Annotated in this window: 16 protein-coding genes and 1 tRNA gene; 14 read left to right on the top strand and 3 right to left on the bottom strand. The window is 49.4% G+C overall.

Annotated features, from left to right (window positions below):
• Positions 1–10: 10 nt before the first annotated feature.
• Both ACYVFD_RS19620 and ACYVFD_RS19615 read right to left on the bottom strand, forming a co-directional pair.
• A complete protein-coding gene (locus ACYVFD_RS19620; protein ID WP_461092145.1) occupies positions 11–442 on the bottom strand; it encodes an ABA4-like family protein in 432 nt (143 codons plus the stop codon).
• A gap of 83 nt (positions 443–525) precedes the next feature.
• Complete coding sequence (locus ACYVFD_RS19615; RefSeq protein WP_461092144.1) at positions 526–1,734, bottom strand: dipeptidase; 1,209 nt, start codon at positions 1,732–1,734, stop codon at positions 526–528.
• Between the two features lie 208 nt (positions 1,735–1,942).
• Here ACYVFD_RS19615 and ubiE point away from each other — a divergent pair, with 208 nt between their 5' ends.
• The 4 genes from ubiE to ACYVFD_RS19595 all read left to right on the top strand — a co-directional run bounded on the left by ubiE (position 1,943) and on the right by ACYVFD_RS19595 (position 6,857).
• Complete coding sequence (gene ubiE / locus ACYVFD_RS19610) at positions 1,943–2,671, top strand: bifunctional demethylmenaquinone methyltransferase/2-methoxy-6-polyprenyl-1,4-benzoquinol methylase UbiE (protein ID WP_461092143.1); 729 nt, start codon at positions 1,943–1,945, stop codon at positions 2,669–2,671.
• Positions 2,672–2,685: 14 nt separating this feature from the next.
• The gene (porT, locus tag ACYVFD_RS19605; RefSeq protein WP_461092373.1) at positions 2,686–3,396 is read left to right on the top strand and encodes a type IX secretion/gliding motility protein PorT/SprT; all 711 of its coding nucleotides are present in this window, start codon (positions 2,686–2,688) and stop codon (positions 3,394–3,396) included.
• A 238-nt stretch (positions 3,397–3,634) separates the two neighbouring features.
• Positions 3,635–6,658, top strand: coding sequence for an amidohydrolase family protein (locus ACYVFD_RS19600; protein WP_461092142.1), 3,024 nt, complete (start codon positions 3,635–3,637; stop codon positions 6,656–6,658).
• A gap of 124 nt (positions 6,659–6,782) precedes the next feature.
• A tRNA-Val gene (locus ACYVFD_RS19595) sits at positions 6,783–6,857 on the top strand.
• Positions 6,858–7,288: 431 nt separating this feature from the next.
• Here the strand turns inward: ACYVFD_RS19595 and ACYVFD_RS19590 are convergent.
• Positions 7,289–8,263, bottom strand: a complete 975-nt coding sequence (locus ACYVFD_RS19590; RefSeq protein ID WP_461092141.1) for a hypothetical protein — start codon at positions 8,261–8,263, stop codon at positions 7,289–7,291.
• A gap of 237 nt (positions 8,264–8,500) precedes the next feature.
• Between ACYVFD_RS19590 and ACYVFD_RS19585 the strand changes: the two genes are divergently transcribed.
• From ACYVFD_RS19585 to ACYVFD_RS19540, 10 genes are all read left to right on the top strand, one after another.
• A complete protein-coding gene (locus ACYVFD_RS19585; RefSeq protein WP_461092139.1) occupies positions 8,501–9,145 on the top strand; it encodes a hypothetical protein in 645 nt (214 codons plus the stop codon).
• Between the two features lie 177 nt (positions 9,146–9,322).
• The gene (locus ACYVFD_RS19580) at positions 9,323–10,120 is read left to right on the top strand and encodes a polysaccharide deacetylase family protein (protein ID WP_461092138.1); all 798 of its coding nucleotides are present in this window, start codon (positions 9,323–9,325) and stop codon (positions 10,118–10,120) included.
• Between the two features lie 6 nt (positions 10,121–10,126).
• A complete protein-coding gene (locus tag ACYVFD_RS19575) occupies positions 10,127–12,301 on the top strand; it encodes a glycoside hydrolase family 20 zincin-like fold domain-containing protein (RefSeq protein ID WP_461092137.1) in 2,175 nt (724 codons plus the stop codon).
• Positions 12,302–12,834: 533 nt separating this feature from the next.
• Positions 12,835–16,359 (top strand): SusC/RagA family TonB-linked outer membrane protein, encoded by a 3,525-nt coding sequence (locus ACYVFD_RS19570; protein ID WP_461092136.1) that lies wholly within the window; start codon positions 12,835–12,837, stop codon positions 16,357–16,359.
• 14 nt (positions 16,360–16,373) lie between these two features.
• A complete protein-coding gene (locus ACYVFD_RS19565; protein ID WP_461092134.1) occupies positions 16,374–17,813 on the top strand; it encodes a RagB/SusD family nutrient uptake outer membrane protein in 1,440 nt (479 codons plus the stop codon).
• 192 nt (positions 17,814–18,005) lie between these two features.
• Positions 18,006–19,214, top strand: coding sequence for a YncE family protein (locus ACYVFD_RS19560; RefSeq protein ID WP_461092133.1), 1,209 nt, complete (start codon positions 18,006–18,008; stop codon positions 19,212–19,214).
• Positions 19,215–19,322: 108 nt separating this feature from the next.
• Positions 19,323–19,949, top strand: coding sequence for a NanQ anomerase/TabA/YiaL family protein (locus ACYVFD_RS19555; RefSeq protein WP_461092132.1), 627 nt, complete (start codon positions 19,323–19,325; stop codon positions 19,947–19,949).
• Positions 19,950–20,159: 210 nt separating this feature from the next.
• Positions 20,160–21,137, top strand: coding sequence for a D-2-hydroxyacid dehydrogenase (locus ACYVFD_RS19550; protein WP_461092131.1), 978 nt, complete (start codon positions 20,160–20,162; stop codon positions 21,135–21,137).
• Between the two features lie 167 nt (positions 21,138–21,304).
• Positions 21,305–22,435 (top strand): zinc-dependent alcohol dehydrogenase family protein, encoded by a 1,131-nt coding sequence (locus tag ACYVFD_RS19545; RefSeq protein WP_461092129.1) that lies wholly within the window; start codon positions 21,305–21,307, stop codon positions 22,433–22,435.
• A gap of 2 nt (positions 22,436–22,437) precedes the next feature.
• A complete protein-coding gene (locus ACYVFD_RS19540; protein ID WP_461092128.1) occupies positions 22,438–23,910 on the top strand; it encodes an NAD-dependent succinate-semialdehyde dehydrogenase in 1,473 nt (490 codons plus the stop codon).
• Positions 23,911–24,054: the final 144 nt, after the last annotated feature.

Here is a 24,054-nt window from a genome sequence, read left to right as displayed (position 1 = left end):
TAAAAATCGATTAGATCGATAACTGGCGGGTTCGAATCAATCGGACGACCCAGTACAGAAGCAAACCGACCGGGCCAAGCATGAAGCAGAAAAATAGTGGAACGATAATAAACCCATGCGGAATGCCTTTTTCCTGCGCATCCCGAACAATAACACTGCCAACAACCAGATCGAAGGCGAGGTAATGCACCCAGGCAGCCAGTATAACCCCACTACTGCCGTTGGCAAATAAGTGTTTGATACCCGCCAGCGAGCCGAATGCGCCAAAATCGATGGCCCCATCGCCGAATAGATAAGCAAGATAGATGATGGCAATACATACCGGAATCAGGTAGCTGTGCATTAGCCAGCGCGTCACTCGCCAGCGCGGAGCAAACGCCATCAACAGCCACTGGGGCAATACCAGCGTACTCGCGATCTGGAAAGCAGTTTCGGGAGACATGTTTATTGTTTAAAGTCTGAAGTTTAACGATTCAGTTTTCAATGGATCAACAACTTGAAACCTGAAACATTAAACAGGTCAACTCAATTAACCACCTTCGCTTGCCCCAGTACCCGTAGCAGATTACCACCCCAGATTTTGGCAATATCGGCTTCTGAGTAGTTGCGACGGACCAATTCGGCGGTTAGGTTTTCGATCTGGCTAACATCTTCCAGACCATTAACACCACCACCCCCGTCGAAATCAGAGCCAATCCCAACGTGGTCGATGCCCGCGATTTTGACAATGTGGTCGATATGGTCAACTATGTCCGAAAGACTGGCCCGCTCCGACGCGTATATTTTAGAAACCGAATCGCTCATGGCCTGAATACGGGCTTCCATTTCGGGCGTAGCCACTTTGCCCACCCGCGACATTCGTATTTTGGTTTTAGCGGCCCGGTGTTCGTCCGAGGGTTTCTTCAGGTAATCGCTCACGAAATTTACCTGCACCACACCCCCTTTAGCTGCAATCGCTTTGATCATATCGTCGGTCATGTTCCGGGGAAAATCGCAAATAGCCCGGCAGTTGGAGTGCGAAGCAATTAACGGCGCTTTCGACAAGGCCAGCGCATCGTAAAATGTGCTGTCGGCCACGTGCGAAACGTCGATCAGAATGCCCAGCCGGTTCATTTCAACCACTACTTTTTTGCCAAAATCGCTGAGTCCGCCATACATCGGCCCATCGGGGTCGGTCGATGAATCGCCGATCAGGTTATTGGCGAAGTGGGTGAGGGTAATGTAGCGAGCGCCCAGATCATAATATTTCTGAAGCATCGACAGGTCGTCACCAACCGGATAGCCGTTTTCCATACCAATAAACACGGCCCGTTTTCCAGCTTTCTGAATTCGATAGGCATCAGCGGGGGAGGTGGCTAATTCGGCCAGATTCGGATGTTTTTTCAGCGCCTGATGGATCAGATCAAATTGGTTCAGCGCATCGCGTTTGGCATCGGCATGGCCTTCGGGTGTGCGAGGCCCTTGCGAGGTATACACCGCAAAAAACATGGCGTCCATACCGCCCTGCTTCATACGCGGGAAGTCGATCTGCGAGCCATCCCGTTTGGTGTCGTGTGCTTGCCCCACATCAAAGCCCTCTTTTTTCATCATAATCGGTGCATCGGCATGGGTATCGAGCGTCAGCACCCGCTGGTGAATTTTATGAACTTTTTTAGCCACAGGATCATCACCACCGGATAGATGAGTACCGACAGAGTTCAGGGCAAGAAGCGCAGACAAAACGATTGGAAGCATATGTAAGTCAGGTTGTATAGATACGAAGAGGCTGAAGTCGAAACTACACAATGCCCACCGAAATGACAAACTTTCGACGGAAACCTCCCGTTATGGCACTACCTTTGCACGAAGACTAATTTTGAATGAGTGAATGATTGAATGATTGAATAGGTTCTTGCAGCAGCTATTCAATCATTCAATCATTCACTCATTCTATCATTGAAAAATGGCTGTTGTTCCTTATAAAGATAAAGATACATCGAAACGCGAGCAGGTTGCGCAGATGTTCGATAGCATTTCGCCCAAGTACGATTTACTGAACCACGTACTGAGCGGAGGAATTGATATTCTCTGGCGTAAACGGGCCATTCGCGAATTGAAGCCGTATGCGCCCAAAACCATTTTGGACATTGCTACCGGTACAGGCGATTTTGCGCTCGAAGCACTGGCGCTGAAGCCCCAGAAAATTGTCGGTGTGGATATTTCGGAAGGCATGCTGGCCATCGGTCGCGAAAAGATGAAGAAGCGCGGTGTCGATTCCATCATTGACCTGCGCACGGGTGATTCAGAACGTTTGCCATTTGCAGACAATGAATTCGATGCTGTCATCGTTTCGTTTGGTGTACGCAACTTCGAGAACCTGCTCAAAGGCTTAACCGACATGTACCGCGTCACGCGTCCGGGTGGGGTTTGTGTGGTTCTGGAGTTCTCGAATCCGCGTCAGTTTCCGTTTAAACAACTTTATTCGTTTTACTCCCGAACCATTCTGCCGCTTATTGGGCGCATAGTAAGCAAAGACGCATCGGCCTATACGTACCTACCCGAATCGGTACAGGCTTTCCCCGATGGTCCCGACTTTCTGCGGATTTATGAAGCTGCCGGATTTACAACTACTAAATGGATACCGCTTACCTTTGGCATTGCCTCAATTTATATAGGTCACAAATCGGTTTAATCACCATGACCTGGATGAGCCGAACGGCGCTATCTCTGGGCGTAGCTATTATACTAGGTTTTCTGAGTACAACTCAGAGTCAGGCCCAATCATCCTATAAATACGTTCGGAAACACCTCGAGCGCTACGACGATAAAGAAATTCACTACGGTTTTTTCTTCGCGGCTCCTGTCACGCGGTTCAGCGTAACGTACAGCCCTGCGTTTATGACGGCCGATTCAGCCTATCGGATTCACTCGCCTAATAAACCGGCTTTCCGGGTAGGTGGGGTGATCAATTTATTTCTGGATGATCGCTTTGATCTCCGGTTTACGCCATCAGTATCGCTTTTCAGCCGGGAGGTGCATTATGACTATCCGGGCGGAACCTCCAAAACCGAAACCCGCGAGTCGACCTGGGTCGATTTCCCGCTGTTGCTCAAATATAAATCCGAACGGCGCAACAATACGCGCATGTATCTGCTGGCCGGAGGAACCTTTAGCATCGAAAGTAACGTCCGCCGGAAAGAGCTTCAGGGTGCCAGTCGACTCAGTACGGGCACGATGGATTTCGCGATTGAATACGGCATTGGTCTGGAGCAGTTTTTCGAATATTTCAAGCTGGCGCCCGAACTGCGTTTTTCGCATGGCCTTGTCAACCTCTTTAACCCAACCAGCAATGCGGCTGGTGTCGGAATCAGCAAATTGACAACGCATTCGGTGACCCTGTACCTGAATTTTGAATAGAGTGCTCTATTGGCATCGAAAGCGGATCATCGGCATAGGTCGTGATCCGCTTTTTTATTGCCAAATCAGTTAGGTGTAAATTTGATTTATTTTATCGAAACAAAGATTTCTTGTAAATTATTTTACAGTACGGCTCCCGTGGCGAATAATACATAAGATTATCGTCAAAATAGATTTATTTTAGCAGATGCGGTTTTGCATTGCGCCATACTCCTGCCTTACAGCAAACCAACGCATCATGATTACAATACGCACGCACTACCAGGCTTTGGGAGCTTTATTCGTCTGGGCTTTTATTTTAACTGGCATACCATCGGCAAAGGCTGAATTTGCCGCCGATTCCATCCGGGTGACGGTTACCGAAGGAACCAACATGGCTGCTGACCTCTCGCCCGACAAGAAAACAATTGCTATCGATTTGCAGGGGACCATCTGGCTGCTTCCGGCTGCGGGCGGCACAGCCAAACCCATTACCGATGCGCTGGGCGACTGTCGGCAGCCGAGTTGGTCACCCGACGGGAGTCAGATTGCTTTTCATGCATTCTGGGACGGCCGATACCATATCTGGACAGTCTCAAAATCGGGCGGAAAACCTCACCAACTGACCAGTGGCCTTTTCGATGATCGCGAGCCACATTGGTCGCCCGATGGCAAAAGTATTGCATTCTCGTCGGATCGGGGAGGAAATTACGACATCTGGCAGTTGACGCTGGCCGATGGAAAACTTACCCGGCTTACGAAAGATGCCGCTAATGATTTCAATCCGGCTTTCTCGCCCGATGGTAGGCAGATCGCCTTTATTTCTGACCGAACTGATGCCCCTGGCATTTACGTACTTGCACCCGGACAATCCGAAAAACTTGTTGCGGCTTCCAACGATAAACTGGCCAGCCCAGCCTGGCAACCCGATGGCTCGAAACTTTACTACAACCTGCTCAACAAGTTGCAGAGTGGTTTGGCCCGCGTTAGTTTGTCGGTAGGAGAGGCAATAATTCTGACCGAACCGGCTGAAGATGTGTTCCCATTCCGGCTAGCTTGGCTTTCGGCTGATGAATATCTGTACACGGCGGACGGGCTTATCAAACGGTGTAAAATCGGGAGTAAAGCCGCGCAGCCTATTCCGTTTCAGGCAATTATTTCGCTGCCACGTAACACCTACAAACGCAAGACATACGATTTTGACACGAAAAGCCCGCGCCCAGTTTTAGGTATTAAAGGACCAGTCATCTCGCCCGATGGCAAGCAGATTGCCTTTGCCGCCCTGGGCGACATCTGGGTACTGACCAAAGGAGATAAAACACCCAAAGCCCTTACTAGTGGTTCTTCGATGGAAGTTGACCCAGCCTGGTCGCCCGATGGCACTAAGCTGACGTATGTATCGGACCGAAACGGAACGATGGATGTGTGGATTCACGATCTGAAAACGGGTCAGGAAAAATGCCTGGTCGATATGGCCGACGATCTTCATTTCCCAACCTGGTCGCCCGATGGAAGTAAGATCGCTTTTTACCAAAGCGATCCGCGCAATGCCTGGGGGCGGAGTACGCTGTATACGGCCGATGTGACCTATACCGCCGATGTCAATACGCCCAAAACGCAGAAAGTGCATGAGTCTGTTTTTGTGCCCAGTCAGGCCAGTTGGTCGCCCGATGGTAAAACCATTGCTGTATCCGCCCTGCATCCGTATTCCTCGCGGTATCGGGAAGGGGTTAGTGAAGTGCTGCTGATCTCGTTCGATGGCAAGAATGATCGGTACGTATCGCCCGCGCCCGGTCATAGCCTGGGCACCCGCAGTAAAAATGGGCCGGTCTGGTCGCCCGACGGCACACAGATGGCCTATATTCTGGATGGATTGCTGTGGGTGACGGCTGTTTCGCCCGATGGAACGCCAACCGGTCAACCCCGTCAGTTAACGACTGAGCAATCCGAAACGCCAACCTGGACGGGCGACTCCAAACACCTGCTTTTTCTGGCTACTGAGGTCCTGAAAGAGGTATCTTTGGCCGATGTGCGTATCGACACCATTCCAATGGAACTAACCTGGCAGGTACGTCAACCTGATGGCCAAACGGTCGTTCATGCTGGACGTCTGTTCGATGGGCGCACTGATAGCTACCAACAGAACGTCGATATTCTAATTGAAGGGCATCGGATCAAGGCCATCCTGCCGCATCAGGCGGGCCGTCCGGGTAAGTTTGTGGATGCATCCGACAAGACCGTTATTCCTGGCTTATTTGAGATGCACACGCACCAGCATGCTATGACGGGTGAGCGGCTGGGACGGCTGTGGCTATCTTATGGCATTACATCTATTCGGGAACCGGGAGCCGATCCGTACGATGCCCTCGAACGCAAGGAATCGTGGGCCAGTGGAGTTCGGCCGGGGCCAAGGCAGTTTTTTACCGGTGGCCTGACCGATGGAACCCGGATTTACTACGGAGCCGCCACAAGCATCAATTCCGACGAGCAGCTCGACCGTGAACTGAACCGGGCCGTCCGGCTTGGCTATGACCTGATCAAAACCTACGTGCGTATGCCCGATGCCATGCAGCAACGCATCACGACCTTCGCCCATGCCCATGGATTACCCGTATCCTCACATGAGATTTTCCCGGCCATGCGGTACGATGTCGATGCGGTTGAGCATATCGGTGGTACCAGTCGACGCGGCTATTCACCAAAGATTACGGCTATGAACCGAAGCTATCAGGATGTGATTCAACTGCTGGCTAAATCGGGCATGAACATTACCCCAACGGCTTCATTGCAGGGAGGATTCTTTGTGATGAGTTCGAAAAATCCGGCTATCAACGAGAACCTACAGTACAAAACCTTCTTCACCGAAGATTTTCGGAATGCGCTGCAAGCTGGAGCCGCTCAGATTACGAAAATTAATCCGGGCTATTTAACCAATTTTGGTAACCTACAGCAGGGTGTCAAAAAGTTGATTGCGGCAGGTGCTCATGTCACAACCGGTACCGACAGCCCTTTTGTACCCTACGGATTGAGCCTGCACACCGAGCTTCAATCGTTTGTCGATGCCGGGCTGACACCCTACGAAGCATTAAGGTCGGCAACCCTTTGGGCAGCAGAGACGGTCGGTGTGAGTAAAGACCTGGGTTCGATAGAGCCGGGTAAGCTGGCGGATCTGGTTATTGTGCAGGGTGATCCCCTAAAAACGGTTCAGGACGCCCTCAATGTGGAGCAGGTGATTAAAAACGGCGAAATTTTTTCGATAGATACCCTACTCAAACCTCGTTGATGATCAACGAGTTGATACTGGTTGGTAAAAAGGTGGCGATATTTTTTTGAAATTTTCTTGATCATTATTTGGAAAACGGCGAAATCGACCCCTATATTTGCACTCCCAAACGACGGGAAATAAAGGGAGTTTAGCTCAGCTGGTTCAGAGCATCTGCCTTACAAGCAGAGGGTCGGCGGTTCGAACCCGTCAACTCCCACAACTGAAGATCAGGCACTTAGCATGTAATGTTAAGTGCTTTTTCGTTGTTAAGTACAACAAAAACTGGACTCCATATTTATCATAACGGATCAAGATCGAAAGTTGTGGAGAGCGTTGTATTTTTCTAGGTTTGTGACTTTCATTAAACCTAGCTGATTTGGGAAGTTTCCTGCCCATCGTTCAGTTTCTGTTGCTTGAGTTTTTTGTAAAATTTCAAGTTGACATCATCAACTGTCCTGACGGCGTTTTCCAATAATGATCCTAAATCGACAAACTGCCAATAGGTTGGGCTTCAGGCTGCTCCTAGAGTGCTTCTATTTGACAAAAGAAAACGCTATAATTCTCTCAACCGCACTGAAATAACAAATAGTCATCGGCCCTTTTGCTCGATCTGCCGATGAAGGAGGAGAAGAATACAGAAAGAGGGTATTACTGGTTGTAAATAAATTCAATGGTACTGGTCATTCGTTCGTCGCGGTAGATGGTGGCGCGGGATGGGTAGCCATCAGGACGATATTCATATGTATAGCGCCATTGTATATTCCCTTTTTCTGAATTGACTGATGAAACGCTTGTTGCATTATTGATAGCCGTCAAATCAAAGCCACTTAAATCACCAAAGTCAAGGGATTGAATATCCCCAGTGGTTCGGAAGGGATTGGGGTTGTTATCATACCTATACCGAAGAGTCTCCCATCGGTTGTTGAGGAGGCCCGTCCGACGGAGAGCCACGTTTCCTGACTCGTTACGATGGTACAGTGTATACTGGTTTACAGCGCCCTTTGTGTCTAGTTTTTCTTCCCAGATCAGCGTTCCAGCTGGGCTGAATCCCAGACGAGAGATGCTGGTGCCGGGCTTCTGGTACCCATCCAAAAACTCAACAGTGGTTGTTTTGCGAATCCAGCCTGCACTATCGGTCAGTGTAGTTTGCGTGCTGGGCCGTAACTCGTTGTTGCGTGGATAACTCGTCGTGGAGTTGGCTTCCTTATTTAGCTGCGAGACAATGTTGACCGGCTTTCCGGCTTGATACGTATAGCTGAAGGTTTTGTAGATATGCGTGCCATCGGTATAATAATCCGTCCGATCAGTCAATCGCCCCTGCTCATTATAGGCATACGTTCGAATCGGTCGCCCGTTGTACAGAACCTTGGTTAATCGGATACCGATACCGGGCTGATTGGTGGCACTATATGGAAACTGACGAACCGTACTGGCGTTCCCAAAAGTAGGTCGGTAGGCAGCGATTGAATCGGGCACAAGTGGATCGGCCGAAGACCGTGCGCTCATGGTCATCGATTGCGAATCGGGAGTTTCAGTGGGCTGAACGGAATTGTCGACGCGGGACGTACAGCTAAGTTGTAAGGTCGCTAAAACGGCTAACGAAAGAAAAAGACACTTATCCATGGCTTCGAACTAGTTAAATAATCATACGACATGGTGTCTTACTACAACGTGTTTTGAGGAGATAGGTTGTATTTTTTGTGATTAGTGAGCAACGGTATACTTATTCTGTGGCCCAATCGGAAGTACGCTACTATAAAAATACAGGTATTCCTATAAGCTGAATCTAGGGGTTTCGCTATTTCAGCCGCAGGGGCTAGCGGCCAACTTTGTATCGTTCACTAAAACAAAATCTGAGCGATGAAAACCTTTCTGCTTCTGCTTTTATCTACATCTATATTAGGGTTATCAGCTAGCTGTACCCAGCGGAAAACAACGAATCGAACCATGGATGAGGTGCTGATTGATTATGTTCAGGCTATGCAAACAAACGATACGGCCATGCTAGCCGATTGCTTCCATTCAACGGTATTTCCACTTTTCAAAACAACGCGACAGGAGTTTGCCAATCAGATTTTTACGGTCACGAAGAAGATGGGGTTCGACGTTTACGTTGAGCGATTGCCGTACCAAAGTATAAAGCGAGAATTTACATTCGATAAAATCGATTACAAAACGCTCGGCATGGTTTGGAAAGTAAACTATCATGCTAATACAGCTAATAAAGACCAATTGGAAACGATGAAAGGCATGACTGAATACTACCGATCGTTGTATAAAGACTTGCAGGAATCGTACCAGGCAGTCTACCATATTCCCGGGGATGTAGAGATGATTTCGCTTAATGAAAAGACAGGTGATTTATCGGTCTTACAACCCGAAAACATTACGTTCATCTATGAAAAATCAAAACAGGAATGGCGTCTAGTGCCAAGTACGTATAGTTTTCTGAGGATGGCCAATCTCGGATCGTCGGATAAACTAAAAACAGTCAAAAAACAATAGGTAGGTTGCGGCACATCCGGCAGAATAGCCTGTTTTTTCAGCATAGGATTGTCTGGCATAGTGAAGAGTGCCCAAGATCACAATTGGGCTCAGCAGCAGTAAATCAGCGGCCTTTTTACCTTCGTCAATAAGTTGATTGTCTGCCTTGCCTGACGTACTGATTTGGTCTTTCGTAGCATGAAAAAAATAGCGTTACTCAGCCTGTGCCTGTTTGTGTATATGCATACTTATGCCCAGCAGAAGGGTGTTTGGAATGGGAAAAAATGCGCCGTAGCACTCACCTACGATGATGCCTTATTGGTTCATCTGGATAATGTGATTCCGGTTCTGGATTCGCTGGACCTGAAAGGAACGTTCTATCTGTCGGGCTATTTCCCTGGCTTTGTTAATAACCTGGCCCGCTGGAAATCGGCGTCTGATAAAGGCCATGAGTTGGCAAATCATACGTTGTTTCATCCCTGCGCAGGCGACCGGCCGGGCCGCGAATGGGTCAATCCCAACTATGATCTGAGCAAATACACCGTGAAGCGGATGACGGACGAGATGAAAATGACCAACGTCCTGCTCAACACCCTCGACGGACAGAAAGCCCGAACCTTTGCCTACCCTTGTGGTGATACCAAAATTGGCGATGTGGATTATTATAAAACCGTTGAAACAGATTTTGTAGCGGCAAGAGGTACTACCAGCGAGATGAAACCGATTACCGAAATCAACCTCGCCGATGTTGGTTCCTACGCCATCAACGGGCAGTCGGGTGAGCAGTTGATCGAACTGGTCAAAAAAGCGCAGGCAAGCGGTTCGCTGTTGGTGTTTCTGTTTCATGGGGTAGGTGGAGGGCATTCGCTGAATGTTGCCCTGCCAGAACATACTAAGCTACTGCGGTACCTAAAGCAAAATCTGGGCGACATCTGGGTAGCTCCGTTTATTGACATCGCCCGCTATGTAAAGACCAATCAGGTAAGTCGAAAATGAAAAGCCATGCGTTACAAGTTCCTGATTGTACTCCTGATTTTGGTGAGCTATTCAATCCCTTCAATAGCCCAACGGGTATTTGTTCAGCAGGCGGAGCCATCTCCGCAAAGTCGGTATGCCGCGAGTCAGCTTGCAAAGGCGCTTATTGCCAAGAACTACACCGTTCAATCGGAGGCTAAGGCTGTTGATTACTTTATTCGGCTTGAAGCTGTTGATCCGCGTTTAGGTGTCGAAACGTATAGAGTGGACCGTCAGAAAAATAGGATACTCATTACCGGGAGCGATGCACGAGGACTACTTTATGGCTGTCTGTCGCTGGTGGAGGAAATTCAGAACGGTACGCCGTTGGCCAAAATCACATCTGGCAGCGAAAAGCCACACTTGCCGTTGCGGGCTATCAAGTTCGACCTGCCCTGGGATACGTACCGCCATAGCTACGCCCTCGATTTACACTACGACACCTGCCGCGATACGCTCTACTGGAAAGCGTTTCTGGATATGATGGTTGCCAATCGGTTCAACGCGCTGAGTCTCTGGAATCTGCATCCGTACACATTTATGATTCGGCCCCGAAATTTTCCGGCGGCTACACCCTTCAATGACCAGCAACTGGCGGAATGGCAAGCGTTGTTCCACGCCATTTTTCGGATGGCTAGCGAACGGGCTATCGATACGTACCTGGTTCCGTTCAATATCTTTACGAGTCCTGAGTTTTCGAAAGCCTACAACGTCAATCCAAAGTTGAACAATCTGGAGCACCACCATTTTATCGATGGCGACACGTCGGCGGTTGTGAAGCGATACACGCGTGAATGCGTTACGCAGGTGTTGCAGGAGTATCCTGAATTAACGGGTTTTGGGTTGACGCTGGGCGAGGCCATGGGCGGCATGACACCCCAGCAGCGCGAAGACTGGATGAAGGCAACCATCATCGAAGGCATGCGGCAGGCCGGGCGAAAAACCAAACTGATTCACCGAATTCCCTTTTCGAGCACGACGGGTTCGCTGGGTATTACAAGTATCGATACGGAGAAGTTGACTCGAAAATCGATTGAAAGCGAGGCTGCCTTGCCATTTATTGAAGGGCCAATCTGGGCCGATCTGAAGTACAACTGGTCGCACGCACACTCGACGCCTACACTCGTAAAAGTGCATGGCGGTAAACTGTACGACACCTATTTCAGCCCGTTACCCACAACTTACAAAATCACTTGGACGGTGCGGAATGAGGATTTTTTCTGTCTGCGCTGGGGTGTACCTTCGTTTGTTCGGGCGCATATTGCCGAGAACAATCAACCGTATGTAGGCGGCTATTTTCTGGGTTCAGAAACCTATATTCCAGCTAAAGATTACTTCACCGTTCCCGGTGGCCCGGTCGACTGGAAGTATGCGTTTGAACGGCAATGGCTGTTTTACAAACTCTGGGGGCGATTGCTCTATAATCCGACTACACCCGATGCCATTTTCAAGGCCGAGTTCGTTCGTCGGTATGGCTCATCGGCGGCTTCATTGCTGGAAGCCTATGCCCTGGCGTCGTCTACCCCGCTTCGACTGGCGGCTGATTTCGATTTTACCTGGGATTTTTCGCTGTATAGCGAGGGCATGATGGCCTTCGATGCCGCCAAAAATGTGGCTTATATCTCCGTCAATCAGCAGATAACCCAACCGACTCTCGATCCGAAGTACGTATCGGTGGCTGACTATATAAAAGTGAAAAATGCGGGAGGGACATTCGGGACTGAAAAAATTACCCCGCCGGGTTTAGCTGCTCAACTGGAAACGGATTGCCAGAAAGCCTTACTACTGGTCAAGTTGATCAATACCACATCGAATCGGACCTTACGCTATGAAGTGGCGGATGTGAAGGTGTGGTCAAATTTAGGATTGCATTTTGCCGAAAAATTGAAAGGGGCGGTAGCCTTACAAACCTATCGAACCACGGGGCAAGAAGCTCATAAACAGGCCGCTATCCAGCACTTGAAAGCCGCCCTCCGCTATTGGGACGAAGTGGTGGCCATCACGCGTCCACTGTATAACGACATGCCGCTGGTGCATCTGACTGAGCAAAAAGGCCATACCTGGGCCGAAAACAACCAACTCCGCTTCCACTGGGAAAAACTTCGTCCCGATGTAGCAAAGGATATTTCCATCGCTGAACAGGCGCAATTCTCTTCAAAATAATCTGTTCAGGTTTCCTTCACCGAGGTCTGTGCGAAAACAGACCTCGGTGATACTTCTGTGGGCATGTGGTGTCAGATGTAAGCATCTGACACGGTGCGGTTTCTCAAAACCGAACGGTTCCTATCAATCGGTTTTGAGAAATCTTGCTCGTCTCTTGCTCTCTTGCTCGTCCGCGATTGTATCGCGGATGTGCGAGGTACGCGTCTGTGACGCGAAAACACCATTCGTATTCCTTAATGTTCGCGTCAAAGACGCGGGCCTCAGCCATCCGTGATACAATCGCGGACGAGCGGGGATACTACAGAACCCATTCTAGTAGATAAGCGGGTATAATTCAATTTTTCAAAAAAATAATTAAAAAACGACTAAGTGTTTTATCCTACTTAACCGTCTCTTCTACTAGACGGGTTAAGGCAGCAGGCCTATGACTTCGCCTGTCTGGCTATTCCACAAACAGATCCTGGTTTTTTTGTCGCAGCATCCAAGCCTCTTACCATAACCTAGCAGCACAAACTACATAAACCCTGTACCATATGGAAAGATCAGTACGTATTCTACTCCTTTTGGGAGTAGTGATGGGAGGAGTACACCCTGGCTTTTCCCAAACCCTGGCGAGAGCCGAACAACTTCAGCCGAAAGAGGCCTATACCAAAGTCTCGACGAAGCGATTAAAAGATGTGCTTAAGAAATTACAGGATCATTATGCCACAGACATCCTGTATCTGGACCGTAATGTTGACGGGCTAACGGTTGCGGCCGATGCCATAGATCTGAATGCCAGAATTGAAGATAATCTGAGCGCCATACTGAAACCGCTTGGCCTGCGCTATAAGAAGGTCAGAAACGGTAGTTATGTCGTCACAACGAAGGAGTCGTCGGGAAAGGCAGAGTCCACCAACGCCCGATTTCCGGCTGCTGCCCCGATAACGTCGACGAACGTCGAACCGGAAACAACGTCACAGCCTTCCTTATTAATCGCATCGACGGATGTTACCATCGAGAAAGTGCGCGTGGCCGATATATCGGTTCAGGGAAAGGTGTCCGATGAAAAAGGAGAAGGCTTACCTGGTGTAAGTATCCTGCTGAAAGGCACCCAGAAAGGAACCACTACCGATGTTGATGGGCGGTACAAAATCGACGTGCCTACTGCATCGTCTACGCTGATTTTTAGTTTTGTTGGCTACGCTTCACAGGAAATTGTGATCGGCAACCGAACCAGCCTGAACGTCACGCTGGCAACCGACAACAAGACGCTGAGTGAGATCGTCGTCATTGGGTACGGGTCTATCGAGAAAAAAGACCTGACCGGTTCGGTAGCGTCTATCGGCAGCAAATCCATTCAGGAGGTAGCTGTTCCTCGGGTCGATCAGGCCCTGATGGGGAAAATTGCCGGGGTGCAGGTGAAACCCGTTTCGGGCGAACCCGGTGCCGCTCCGCAAATCCGTATTCGGGGTATTGGAAGTATTTCGGCCGGAGCCGGTCCGCTGTATGTGGTCGATGGTTTCCCGATTTCCAGCATCCAGACGCTCAATCCGAACGACGTTGAGACCATTGACGTCTTGAAAGATGCGTCGGCAACGGCCATTTACGGATCTCGGGGCGCTAATGGGGTGGTGATTATCAACACCAAACGGGGGAAATCGGGTAAGGCGGCTATCAGTTTCAGCTACCAGTTTGGCTTCCAGAAAATAGCCAAACGTCCTGCCTTGCAATCAGGCATGGAAGAAGCGCAACACTATTTTGACGGCGTACGAAACCGGAACCTCGACGAAGGAAACGATGTGTCGGGCGATCCGCTGAAGTGGAAAGCACCGGTTCCGCAAACCATTCTGGATGTACTGTCAGGTAAGATTACGACCAACGAAGACCCGCTCGATGCCATTCTGCGTACGGGACCTCAACAGCAGTATCAGTTAAATGCATCGGGTGGTACCGAGAATATCCGCTACGCCGTCAGTGGTGAATACTTCAATCAGGACGGTATTATTCTCAATACCAACTTCAAAAGGTATTCGGTTCGGGCCAATATCGATGCTAAACTGGCCCCCCGGCTTACGTTGAAGGTGAATCTGAATCCCTCGTATACCGATAAATTCAACGTGGGTGGTGCCGGTGCCGAAGACGTAGCTACTTACTCGGATATTACCAACAATCCGCTTTATAATGCGTTGGTTATTCCGCCCTACCAGTCGTTATACAATCCGGATGGGAGCTATTATCCCTTTGGCAACGGCCTGGATGCGGTGGTGACCAGTAAGAACCCGCTGGCGCTGGCGAATGAAATAAAGGCCCGTCAAAAAGGGATCGGTTTCCTGGGGAATACGTTCATGGAATATGCTATCCTGCCGAACCTGAAGGTCAATGTGATGCTGGGTATCAACCTGATGAGTATCAAAGGGAGCTATTTCAAACCCCAGATGGCGGCCTTCCTGAATGAGCTGGCCAGTGGTACCGACAACGCATCGCAACGACTGAACTGGATTACGGAAACAACCGTAAATTATACCAAGAGTGTTGGTAAGCATAACTTTACGGGACTGTTAGGGTATACGACTCAGAAGGAAACGTTCGAATCCAATACGCTGACCAGTAACCGGTATCCTAACAATCTGGTGCCCACGCTGAGTGCCGTGAGTGGGATTCTGACGGGTGGTTCGTCGAACGTAGCGGAGTGGTCGCTGCTGTCGTATTTAGGCCGGATCAATTATAACTACAACAGTAAGTACTACGTAACGGCTTCGTTGCGGACGGATGGTTCGTCCCGTTTTGGGGCAGAAAACAAATACGGCGTTTTCCCCTCATTTGCGTTGGCCTGGCGGATTTCTGATGAGGCCTTCATGAAAGATATCCGGGCTATCAATGAGTTGAAGTTGCGAACCAGCTACGGGAAAACCGGTAACAACAACATCGGCAATTACGACCACCTGGCCACGATCAACTACGAAAAGTATGTGTTGGGCGGAACTGGGGTAGGGGGGTTCTCACCTGGCCGACTGGCGAATCCGAACCTGACCTGGGAAACCCAGCAACAGATCAACGTTGGCGTTGATGTGAGCTTCCTGAACAACCGGCTGGCCTTGACCTTAGACCATTTCCGATCGAAAAACTCCGACCTGCTGCTGAACGTCAACATCCCGGATATTACAGGCTTCAATACGGCATTGCAGAACATCGGTGAAGTACAGAATACCGGTTGGGAAATTACCCTGAATACGGTCAATACGCAGGGGGCTTTCAAATGGCAGACGGCCTTGAACTTCTCGATGTACAAAAACAAAGTGACGCGCTTAGGTCCATCCGGCGACCCCATTATTGCGAGCCAGGGAGGAAACATCACCATGATTGGGCAACCGATCGGTATGTTCTACGGCTGGTTGACCGATGGTATTTTCAAGACCAAAGCCGAACTGGACAAAGGGCCAATCTGGAACCCTGGTGGGCGTGATGCTTCGCGGGTGGGCGATGTTCGGTTTGTGGATGTCAGTGGGCCAAATGGTGTACCCGATGGGATCATTAATAGCTTCGACAAAACCATCATGGGCTCGCCTTATCCTGATTTCTACTACGGCATGACCAATAGCTTCTCGTATAAAAACCTCAGCCTGAGTGTGAGTCTGCAGGGTGTACAAGGCAACAGCGTGTTAGCATTATCGCGAGAGCAACTGGCCAACGACCGGGCTCGGTTCCGGCAGTATGCGTTCATGAATAACTACTGGAAATCGGAGTCGGATCCCGGCAATGGCTATTCGGTACGGCCTAACGATGTGCCTACGGGTAACTTCAGAGGCACCTACAGCCAGCGCTGGCTGGACGATGGCTCGTACTTGCGGATCAACAACATCGTGTTGGGCTATGTACTCCCCGAATTTATAGCGCAAAAAGCCAAACTCAGTTCGGTACGTCTGTCGGTAACGGCCAACAACCCCTTCCTCTTTACGAAGTTCATTGGCTTTAATCCCGATGTGAGCCGTACCGATAGCCCACTTACACCGGGTAATGAACGGTACGACTATCCGACGGCAAAAAGTATTTTGTTCGGCATCAACATTGGCTTTTAACCCTTTCTTCTCCAATGAAAAAGACAATTTCAATGGTTGCGCTGGTCATGTTGCTGACGACCGCCTGCCGAAAGGATTTTATCGAGATTCTGCCCGTCGATACCGTCACGGTCGATGTGTTGTATAAAACGGACAAAGACTATCAGGATGCTATTATTGGCGTCTACGGGATTTATCAGGATCAGTACGCTAACATGTACTACTTTGGCGACATCCGGGGTGATGACGTATGGGATGAGTTGGTGAAAGGTACAGCGGGCGCGGTCGATAACTTTACGCTGGCCAACGACGACCCGCTGCTGATCAGCACATGGCGGAACTATTACAAAGCCATTACCCGGGCCAACACCATTCTGGAACGTATTGCTACGGCCGATGCGTCGATCACCAACAAAAACCGACACATTGGTGAAGCCGAATTCCTGCGGGCACTGGCGTATTTCGACCTGGTTCGGATTTTCGGCGATGTGCCAATGGTAACCAAAACCCTGAGCATCGAAGAATCGTATAAAACACCGCGCGAGAAGGTCGATAAAATCTACGACGAAGTCATTATAAAAGACCTACTGGATGCTGAGAGCAAGCTGCCAGCCAGTTATGCCGGTTCAGAGGTAGGGCGGGCGACTAAAGGAGCTGCCAAAGCCTTGCTGGGCAAAGTCTATCTGACTCGGAAAGACTTTACCAAGGCTGAATCCAAACTTCAGGAGGTGACCACGATGGGGTATTCGCTGCTGCCAAACTGGGCTGATCTTTGGGATTATACCAAGAACGAGCATCATAGCGAATACATTTTCGACATTGAGTATGAGCAGGGCTTAGGTGGTGAAGGCAGTATTTACACCAACCGCTTTACGCCCAAGGTTACGTCGATGATTGCATTCTATGGCATTGCCGGTTCGGTCGATGATCAGAATACACCCCATCAGGTGCTGTTCGATCTGTTCGAAGCCAAAGACAAACGAAAAGACCTGACCGCCAGTCGGGGGTACACCGATGCAACGGGCAAGTTTATTCCGCTCCTGATTTCATCGAACAACATGTCGGCCTATACCCGCAAATACATCGTTAAAATCAGTACGGCTAACGATAGTCCGGCCAACTGGAAAGTGATTCGGTATGCCGATGTGCTGCTCATGTATGCCGAAGCCTTGAACGAGAACGGTAAAACGGCCCAGGCTCTGCCTTATTTGAATCAGGTTCGGACGCGGGCCGGAATCGACGCGTTAGCAACTCAAACACAGACCGAATTGCGCGACCAGATAGTGCTGGAGCGTCGTCGGGAGCTGGCATTTGAGGGCCATCGTTGGTTCGACCTGGTCAGAACCGGACAGGCGCTTAATGTGATGGGAAAATATGGGATGAAAGCGCGGAATCTGGTATTCCCCATTCCATTGGCTCAGATTCAGTTAATTAACGACCGGACAATTTTCCCCCAGAATCCAGGGTATGATTAAAAATACGTTTGAGCCTTTTGTCATTCTGCTCCATGGTCTGTGAGGACACAGACCAATCATCTGAATAGTTAGTCACTGGCTGACGCCTAGGTGGTCTGTGAGGACACAGACCATGGAGCGGGGACTTGAAACATCAAACCCGAAACAATAAAAAAGCACATCAACCAAATTAGTCTTTAAACCTTTTCTTTTATGAAGACGACAAAAACCGTTTTTTCACTCCTCTTCTGCGGTATACTCTTTATAACGGCAACCGCCTGGATAGCGGCATCGAAAGATAAACTGGGCACCAATCCCACAAAGCCTACGAAGCCAGCTCCTAAAGTTCAGCGCCTTTTGTATGTAGCAACCCCCGGTATTCGGAACTACCTCGGTTATGGTGGGCATGGTATACAAGTCTTTGATATTGATAATAATCACAAGTTTGTCAAGTTCATCAATACTCCCGGTGGTCTGTTAAGGAAAGACATGCCATCGCCCACGGGCTCGTCGAAAAAAGGCGTTCCATCAAATGTGAAGGGCGTCGATGTGAGCCTGGCTACCAATTGTATTTATATCAGCACGCTGGAAGCGATTCAGTGTATTGATCTGGTTACCGAAAAAACACTGTGGGAAAAAGACTACGAAGGTGGTGTTGACCGCATATCGATATCGCCCGATGGGAAGATCATTTATGCCCCATCGCTCGAAAAAGCCCACTGGAATGTCGTCGACGCTAAAACGGGGGATGTCATCACCAAGATTGTCACCAACTCAGGTTCGCATAATACCATTTATGGACCCGATGGCAAAGAGGTCTATCTGGCTGGCCTGAAATCGACGATGCTCAATGTCGCTGATACCAAAACCCATACCGTTAGCCGCCAGGTGGGTCCGTTCAGTGCGGATATTCGCCCCTTTACGATCAATGGTTCGCAGACACTGGTGTACGTGAATGTCAATGGCTTACTTGGGTTTGAAGTGGCTGATTTAGTGACGGGAAAATTCCTGCACCGGGTTGTCGTTGAAGGCTGGAATATGGGTGAAGTAAGACGGCATGGTTGCCCCAGCCACGGCATTGGCTTAACTCCTGACGAGAAAGAGCTATGGCTTTGTGATGGGCATAACCTGCGTCTGCACGTTTTTGATAATACGGTTATGCCTCCTGTGCAGAAAACAACAATAGCGTTGAAAGATATGCCCGGCTGGATTACGTTTAGTCTCGATGGTAAATATGCGTATCCGGCAACGGGTGAGGTTATTGACGTAAAAACGCGGAAGATCGTAGCCAATCTGGAAGATCAGGATCATAACGATGTACAAAGTGAGAAAATGGTTGAAATTCACTTTAGTGGTGGTAAGCCTGTTGCCGCCGGTGACCAGTTTGGTCTTGGTCAGGTAAGAAAGGTGACCAAAAATTAATTTTTTAAACGCAGAGAGCGCCAAGGAACCGCAAAGGACGCGGATAAAATTCATTAGCGCTCTCTGCGAAGACGTTGCGCCTTTGCGTTAAAATCACCTTTAAATGGTATGAGAAAGATGACTAATAACTCACGACCTTTTTTGTTACTAATTGCAGTTCTGGTTGCTATTTCCGTCAGAGGACAATCGTCGACAGAATGGACCGGTAAAAAGGCGGAGCAGTGGTTCAGCAAAGGAGAGTGGTTGAATGGATTACCTGCCAAACCCGCCGAAGTGATTAATAAGGAAGAGTTTGCCCGGCAATATCATGGTAATAAAGCGGCCTGGGACAAAGCCTTTGCGTTTCTGAAAAATACCGATTTTACCCGGCTCCGGCCCGGCAAATACCCCATCGACGATGAAACGGTATTTGCCACCATTTCAGAAGGGCCACCGCGCGAAATCTCCAATGCTAAATTCGAAGCCCACCAGAACTACAGCGACATTCATTTTGTGGTAAAGGGCAAAGAGCAAATTGGCATTATCCCCGTCGAGAAGGTAAAAGGGAATTTAGTAGAGGAATACAGTTCGGCCAAAGACATCGTGTTTTACTCGTCCGATCAGGGGAAATTCTACGTAGCCGAACCGGGCATTTTCTACATCGTTACGCCCAAAGAAGCGCATAATCCAAGCAATAAAGTAGACGGGTACGACGGGGTCAAAAAAGTAGTAGTCAAAGTACGGACGATTCCTTAAAAGAAGGTGATAGGTCCTTTTTTGTCATCCCGACGCAGGAGGGATCTTCGGTCAATTTTTTCGGCTCGCCCGAAGATCCCTCCTGCGTCGGGATGACAAAAACTAGCTCGAATAAGCTAAACTATTTAGGTTGATTATGCAGTACATCAACCTCGTATTTATAATCCATTCGCGGCCGGCTCCGCATTACCGTTTTACGATACCCTTCTTATGGAATTAGTATTTCTGGATACGAAAACCATTGGTAATATCCCAAACCTGAAGTTACTGGAAAAATTTGGTCGGGTCACGTACTACGAAACTACGCAGCCCGATCAAACGCTGGAGCGGATTAAGAACGCCGATATTGTGGTCTCTAACAAGGTTGTGCTGGATAAAGATATTATTGAGCAGGCGCATAATCTGAAACTGATCTGTATTGCCGCTACCGGGACCAACAATGTCGATAAAGTAGCCGCCGAAAAACGGGGCATTCCTGTCAGGAACGCTATGGATTACTCGACCCAGAGCGTGACTCAGGGAACGTTTGCCATTCTGCTGCACCTGCTGGTCAATGTGCCGTATTTCGATCACTATGTAAAAGACGGGGAATACGCCAAAACAGACATATTTACCCATTTCGGTCCGGGATTCTGGGAGCTGGCTGGTAAGCGATTTGGCATTGTCGGGCTGGGCAATATCGGTCGGCAGGTGGCCAAAATCGCCTACGCTTTCGGCTGCGAAGTGGTGTATTATTCTACATCAGGTCAGAATAATCAGCAGCCCTACCTACGACTTGAATTAGACGAATTTTTACAGACCTGCGACATTGTTTCTATCCACGCTCCTTTAAACGACAATACGGCCAATTTTATCAACTACGACCGATTGACCCAGATGAAAAAAACCGCCATTCTGCTCAACGTGGGCCGGGGCGGTATTGTCAATGAAACCGATCTGGCTAAAGCGCTGGATGAAGGACTGATTGCCGCAGCCGGTATCGATGTGTTTACCAAAGAGCCTATTCTTCCCAAAAACCCGCTTTTGCACATAAAGCATAAAGAAAAACTGGCCCTGACTCCGCATGTAACCTGGGCCAGTATTGAAGCCCGTACTCTCTTGATGGAAAAGGTTGGCCAGAATATCGAAGAATTTTTGAAAAATGAGTCGTTAGTCAATAGTCATCAATCGTCAGTAGCTGACGCATAACTATTGCTATTGATCACCAAGTAGGTAGTTCAAAATACATTATATTATTTTTTGTCATCCCGAAGAATGAGGGATCTCGAAATGCCTGATACTTGAGATCCCTCATTCTTCGGGATGACAAAAAATAGCATTTGACCATTTTAGGTTGAATACTTAACGACTAGTATATGAAAATTAGGGCAGCCGTATTACACGAAATGGGCAAAGAGCGCCCCTATACAACCAGTAAGCCATTAACGATTGAAGAGATTGACTTACAGGCACCACAAGCAGGCGAAGTGCTGGTGAAAATCAGAGCCGCCGGACTGTGTCATTCCGATCTGTCGGTTATTGATGGAAATCGACCCCGGCAGATGCCGATGGTATTGGGCCATGAAGCCGCTGGCGAAGTGGTTGAACTTGGGCCTGGTGTGAATGATTTAGCCGTTGGCGACCATATTGTCTTCTCATTCCTACCTATTTGCGGGCATTGTATGCCATGTATGACAGGCCGCCCGGCGCTCTGCGAAAATGGTCTTGACGCTAATAGCAAGGGTGAGCTTTTAGGTGGAGGTGTTCGATTTTACGATGTGGCTGACCATCAGCCTTTTCACCACCATTGTGGGGTGTCTGGTTTTGCCGAGTACACAGTCGTATCCCGCAAATCCATCGTAAAAATTGATCAAACGCTTCCGTTCGATATTGCCGCCTTATTTGGTTGCGCAGTTATGACCGGCGTTGGCGCTGTGATCAATACAGCCAAACTGTCGCTCGGGCAAACGGTACTCATTACAGGCATGGGGGGAATTGGCTTTTCAGCACTGCTGGGCGCATTGGCCGGAGGAGCCAGCAAAATCATTGTGGCCGATGTCAACAAGGATAAACTCGACAAAGCGCTAGAGCTTGGTGCCCACCATGTCGTCGATTCATCGCAACCGAATGCCGTTGAGCAGGTAAAAGACTTAACGCAGGGTGGCGTCGATATTGGTTTCGAGTTTGCCGGGGTTGTTCAGGCGCTCGAATTTACATACGATGCAACCGGACGGGGTGGCAAGACGGTTACGGCCGGACTACCCCATCCGAGCAAGCGATTTCAGCTTTCGCCGACAAAGTTGGTGGCCGACGAACGTACGCTGCAAGGCTCCTACATCGGTAGCTGTATTCCGGCGCGCGATATTCCAGCCTACATTTCGCTCTATCAGGCAGGTCGGTTGCCCGTCGATAAACTGATGACGCACAAAATTAGCCTGGACGATATAAATGAAGGATTTGAACGACTGGCGAAAGGGGACGCCATCCGCCAGATAATCACGTTTTAGCCATGAATTCAATCAGCACTTCCGAAGATCGTATGGAGTCGAATTCGCTCATCCGAACACAGGCGTATGTGAATGGCCAATGGGTGAGTGCGGCCAGTGGTGATACATTCGATGTGACAAATCCGGCTACCGGCGAAGTGATCGCGTCGGTCACCGATATGGATCAGGCCGATGTGCGGAAGGCCATCGACGCGGCTCACGCAGCCTGGCCTGCCTTCCGCGATCTGACGGCCAAAGAACGGGCTACTATGCTCAAGAAATGGTTCGCGCTGATTCTGGAAAATAAGGACGAACTGGCCCGGCTGATGACCATGGAGTGCGGTAAGGTCATTACGGAAAGCCGGGGCGAAGTTGACTATGGTGCATCGTTCATCGAGTGGTTTGCCGAAGAGGCCCGTCGAACGTATGGCGATGTGATTCCGGCCAATACCAAAGACAAACGGCTGGTGACGATCAAGCAGTCCATTGGGGTTGTTGCGACCATCACGCCCTGGAATTTTCCGCTGGCGATGATTACCCGCAAGGTTGGTCCGGCGCTGGCGGCTGGCTGTCCGGTTATTGTGAAGCCCCCTTCCGAAACCCCATTGACGGCGTTAGCAGTATCTGAACTTGCCGAAAAAGCAGGCTTTCCGCCGGGTGTTTACAATACAATAACCACTTCGAAAAACGCAGAAGTGGGGCTGGAGCTTTGCGAAAACAGCAAAGTGCGTAAGCTGTCGTTTACAGGCTCAACGGCCACGGGTAAGCTGCTGATGAAGCAGTGCTCGTCGACCCTGAAAAAAATCTCACTCGAACTCGGGGGTAACGCACCCTTTATTGTCTTTGCCGATGCCGATATCGATGCTGCCATAAAAGGCGCTATGGCGTCTAAGTTTCGCAACAGCGGTCAGACTTGCGTGTGCGTTAATCGCCTGTATGTGCATGATGCCGTCTACGATGAATTTGTCGAAAAACTGTCAAAGACCGTAGGGGCATTGCAGGTAGGGAATGGGCTGGATAGCAATTCGCAGATTGGTCCGCTGATCAATGAAAAAGGGCTCGATAAAGTAAAACGCCATGTGGCTGATGCGTTGGCCAAAGGGGCCCATGTTCGTATCGGTGGGCATGAACTGGAAGGGCTGTTTTTCGAGCCAACGATCCTGACCGATGCCACGGCCGATATGATTATTGCCCAGGATGAAGTGTTTGGCCCCGTCGCGCCCATCTTCCGGTTTACCGACGAACAGGAGGTGATTCAGAAGGCCAACGATACCCCTTATGGATTGGCTGCCTATTTCTACAGCAAGGACATCAATCGGTGCTGGCGGGTAGCCGAAGCGCTGGATTACGGCATGGTGGGTATTAACGAAGGCATGATTTCGACCGAAGTAGCGCCCTTTGGTGGGGTAAAAGAATCCGGTATTGGGCGGGAAGGTTCCAAGTACGGCATGGACTATTTTACCGAAATCAAATACATGTGCTTTGGGGGAATGTAAAGTCCTTTTATAAATAAAGCGTTAAAATAGACGTTTTTGTCATCCCGACGAAGGAGGGATCTTACTATTTCCTGACGTGTTAGTAGTGGCAGATTAAGATCCCTCCTTCGTCGGGATGACAAATTTGCCAGTAAACGCAAACGA

Source organism: Spirosoma gilvum (genome assembly GCF_054776815.1).
This window is presented reverse-complemented; position numbering and strand designations above follow the sequence as displayed.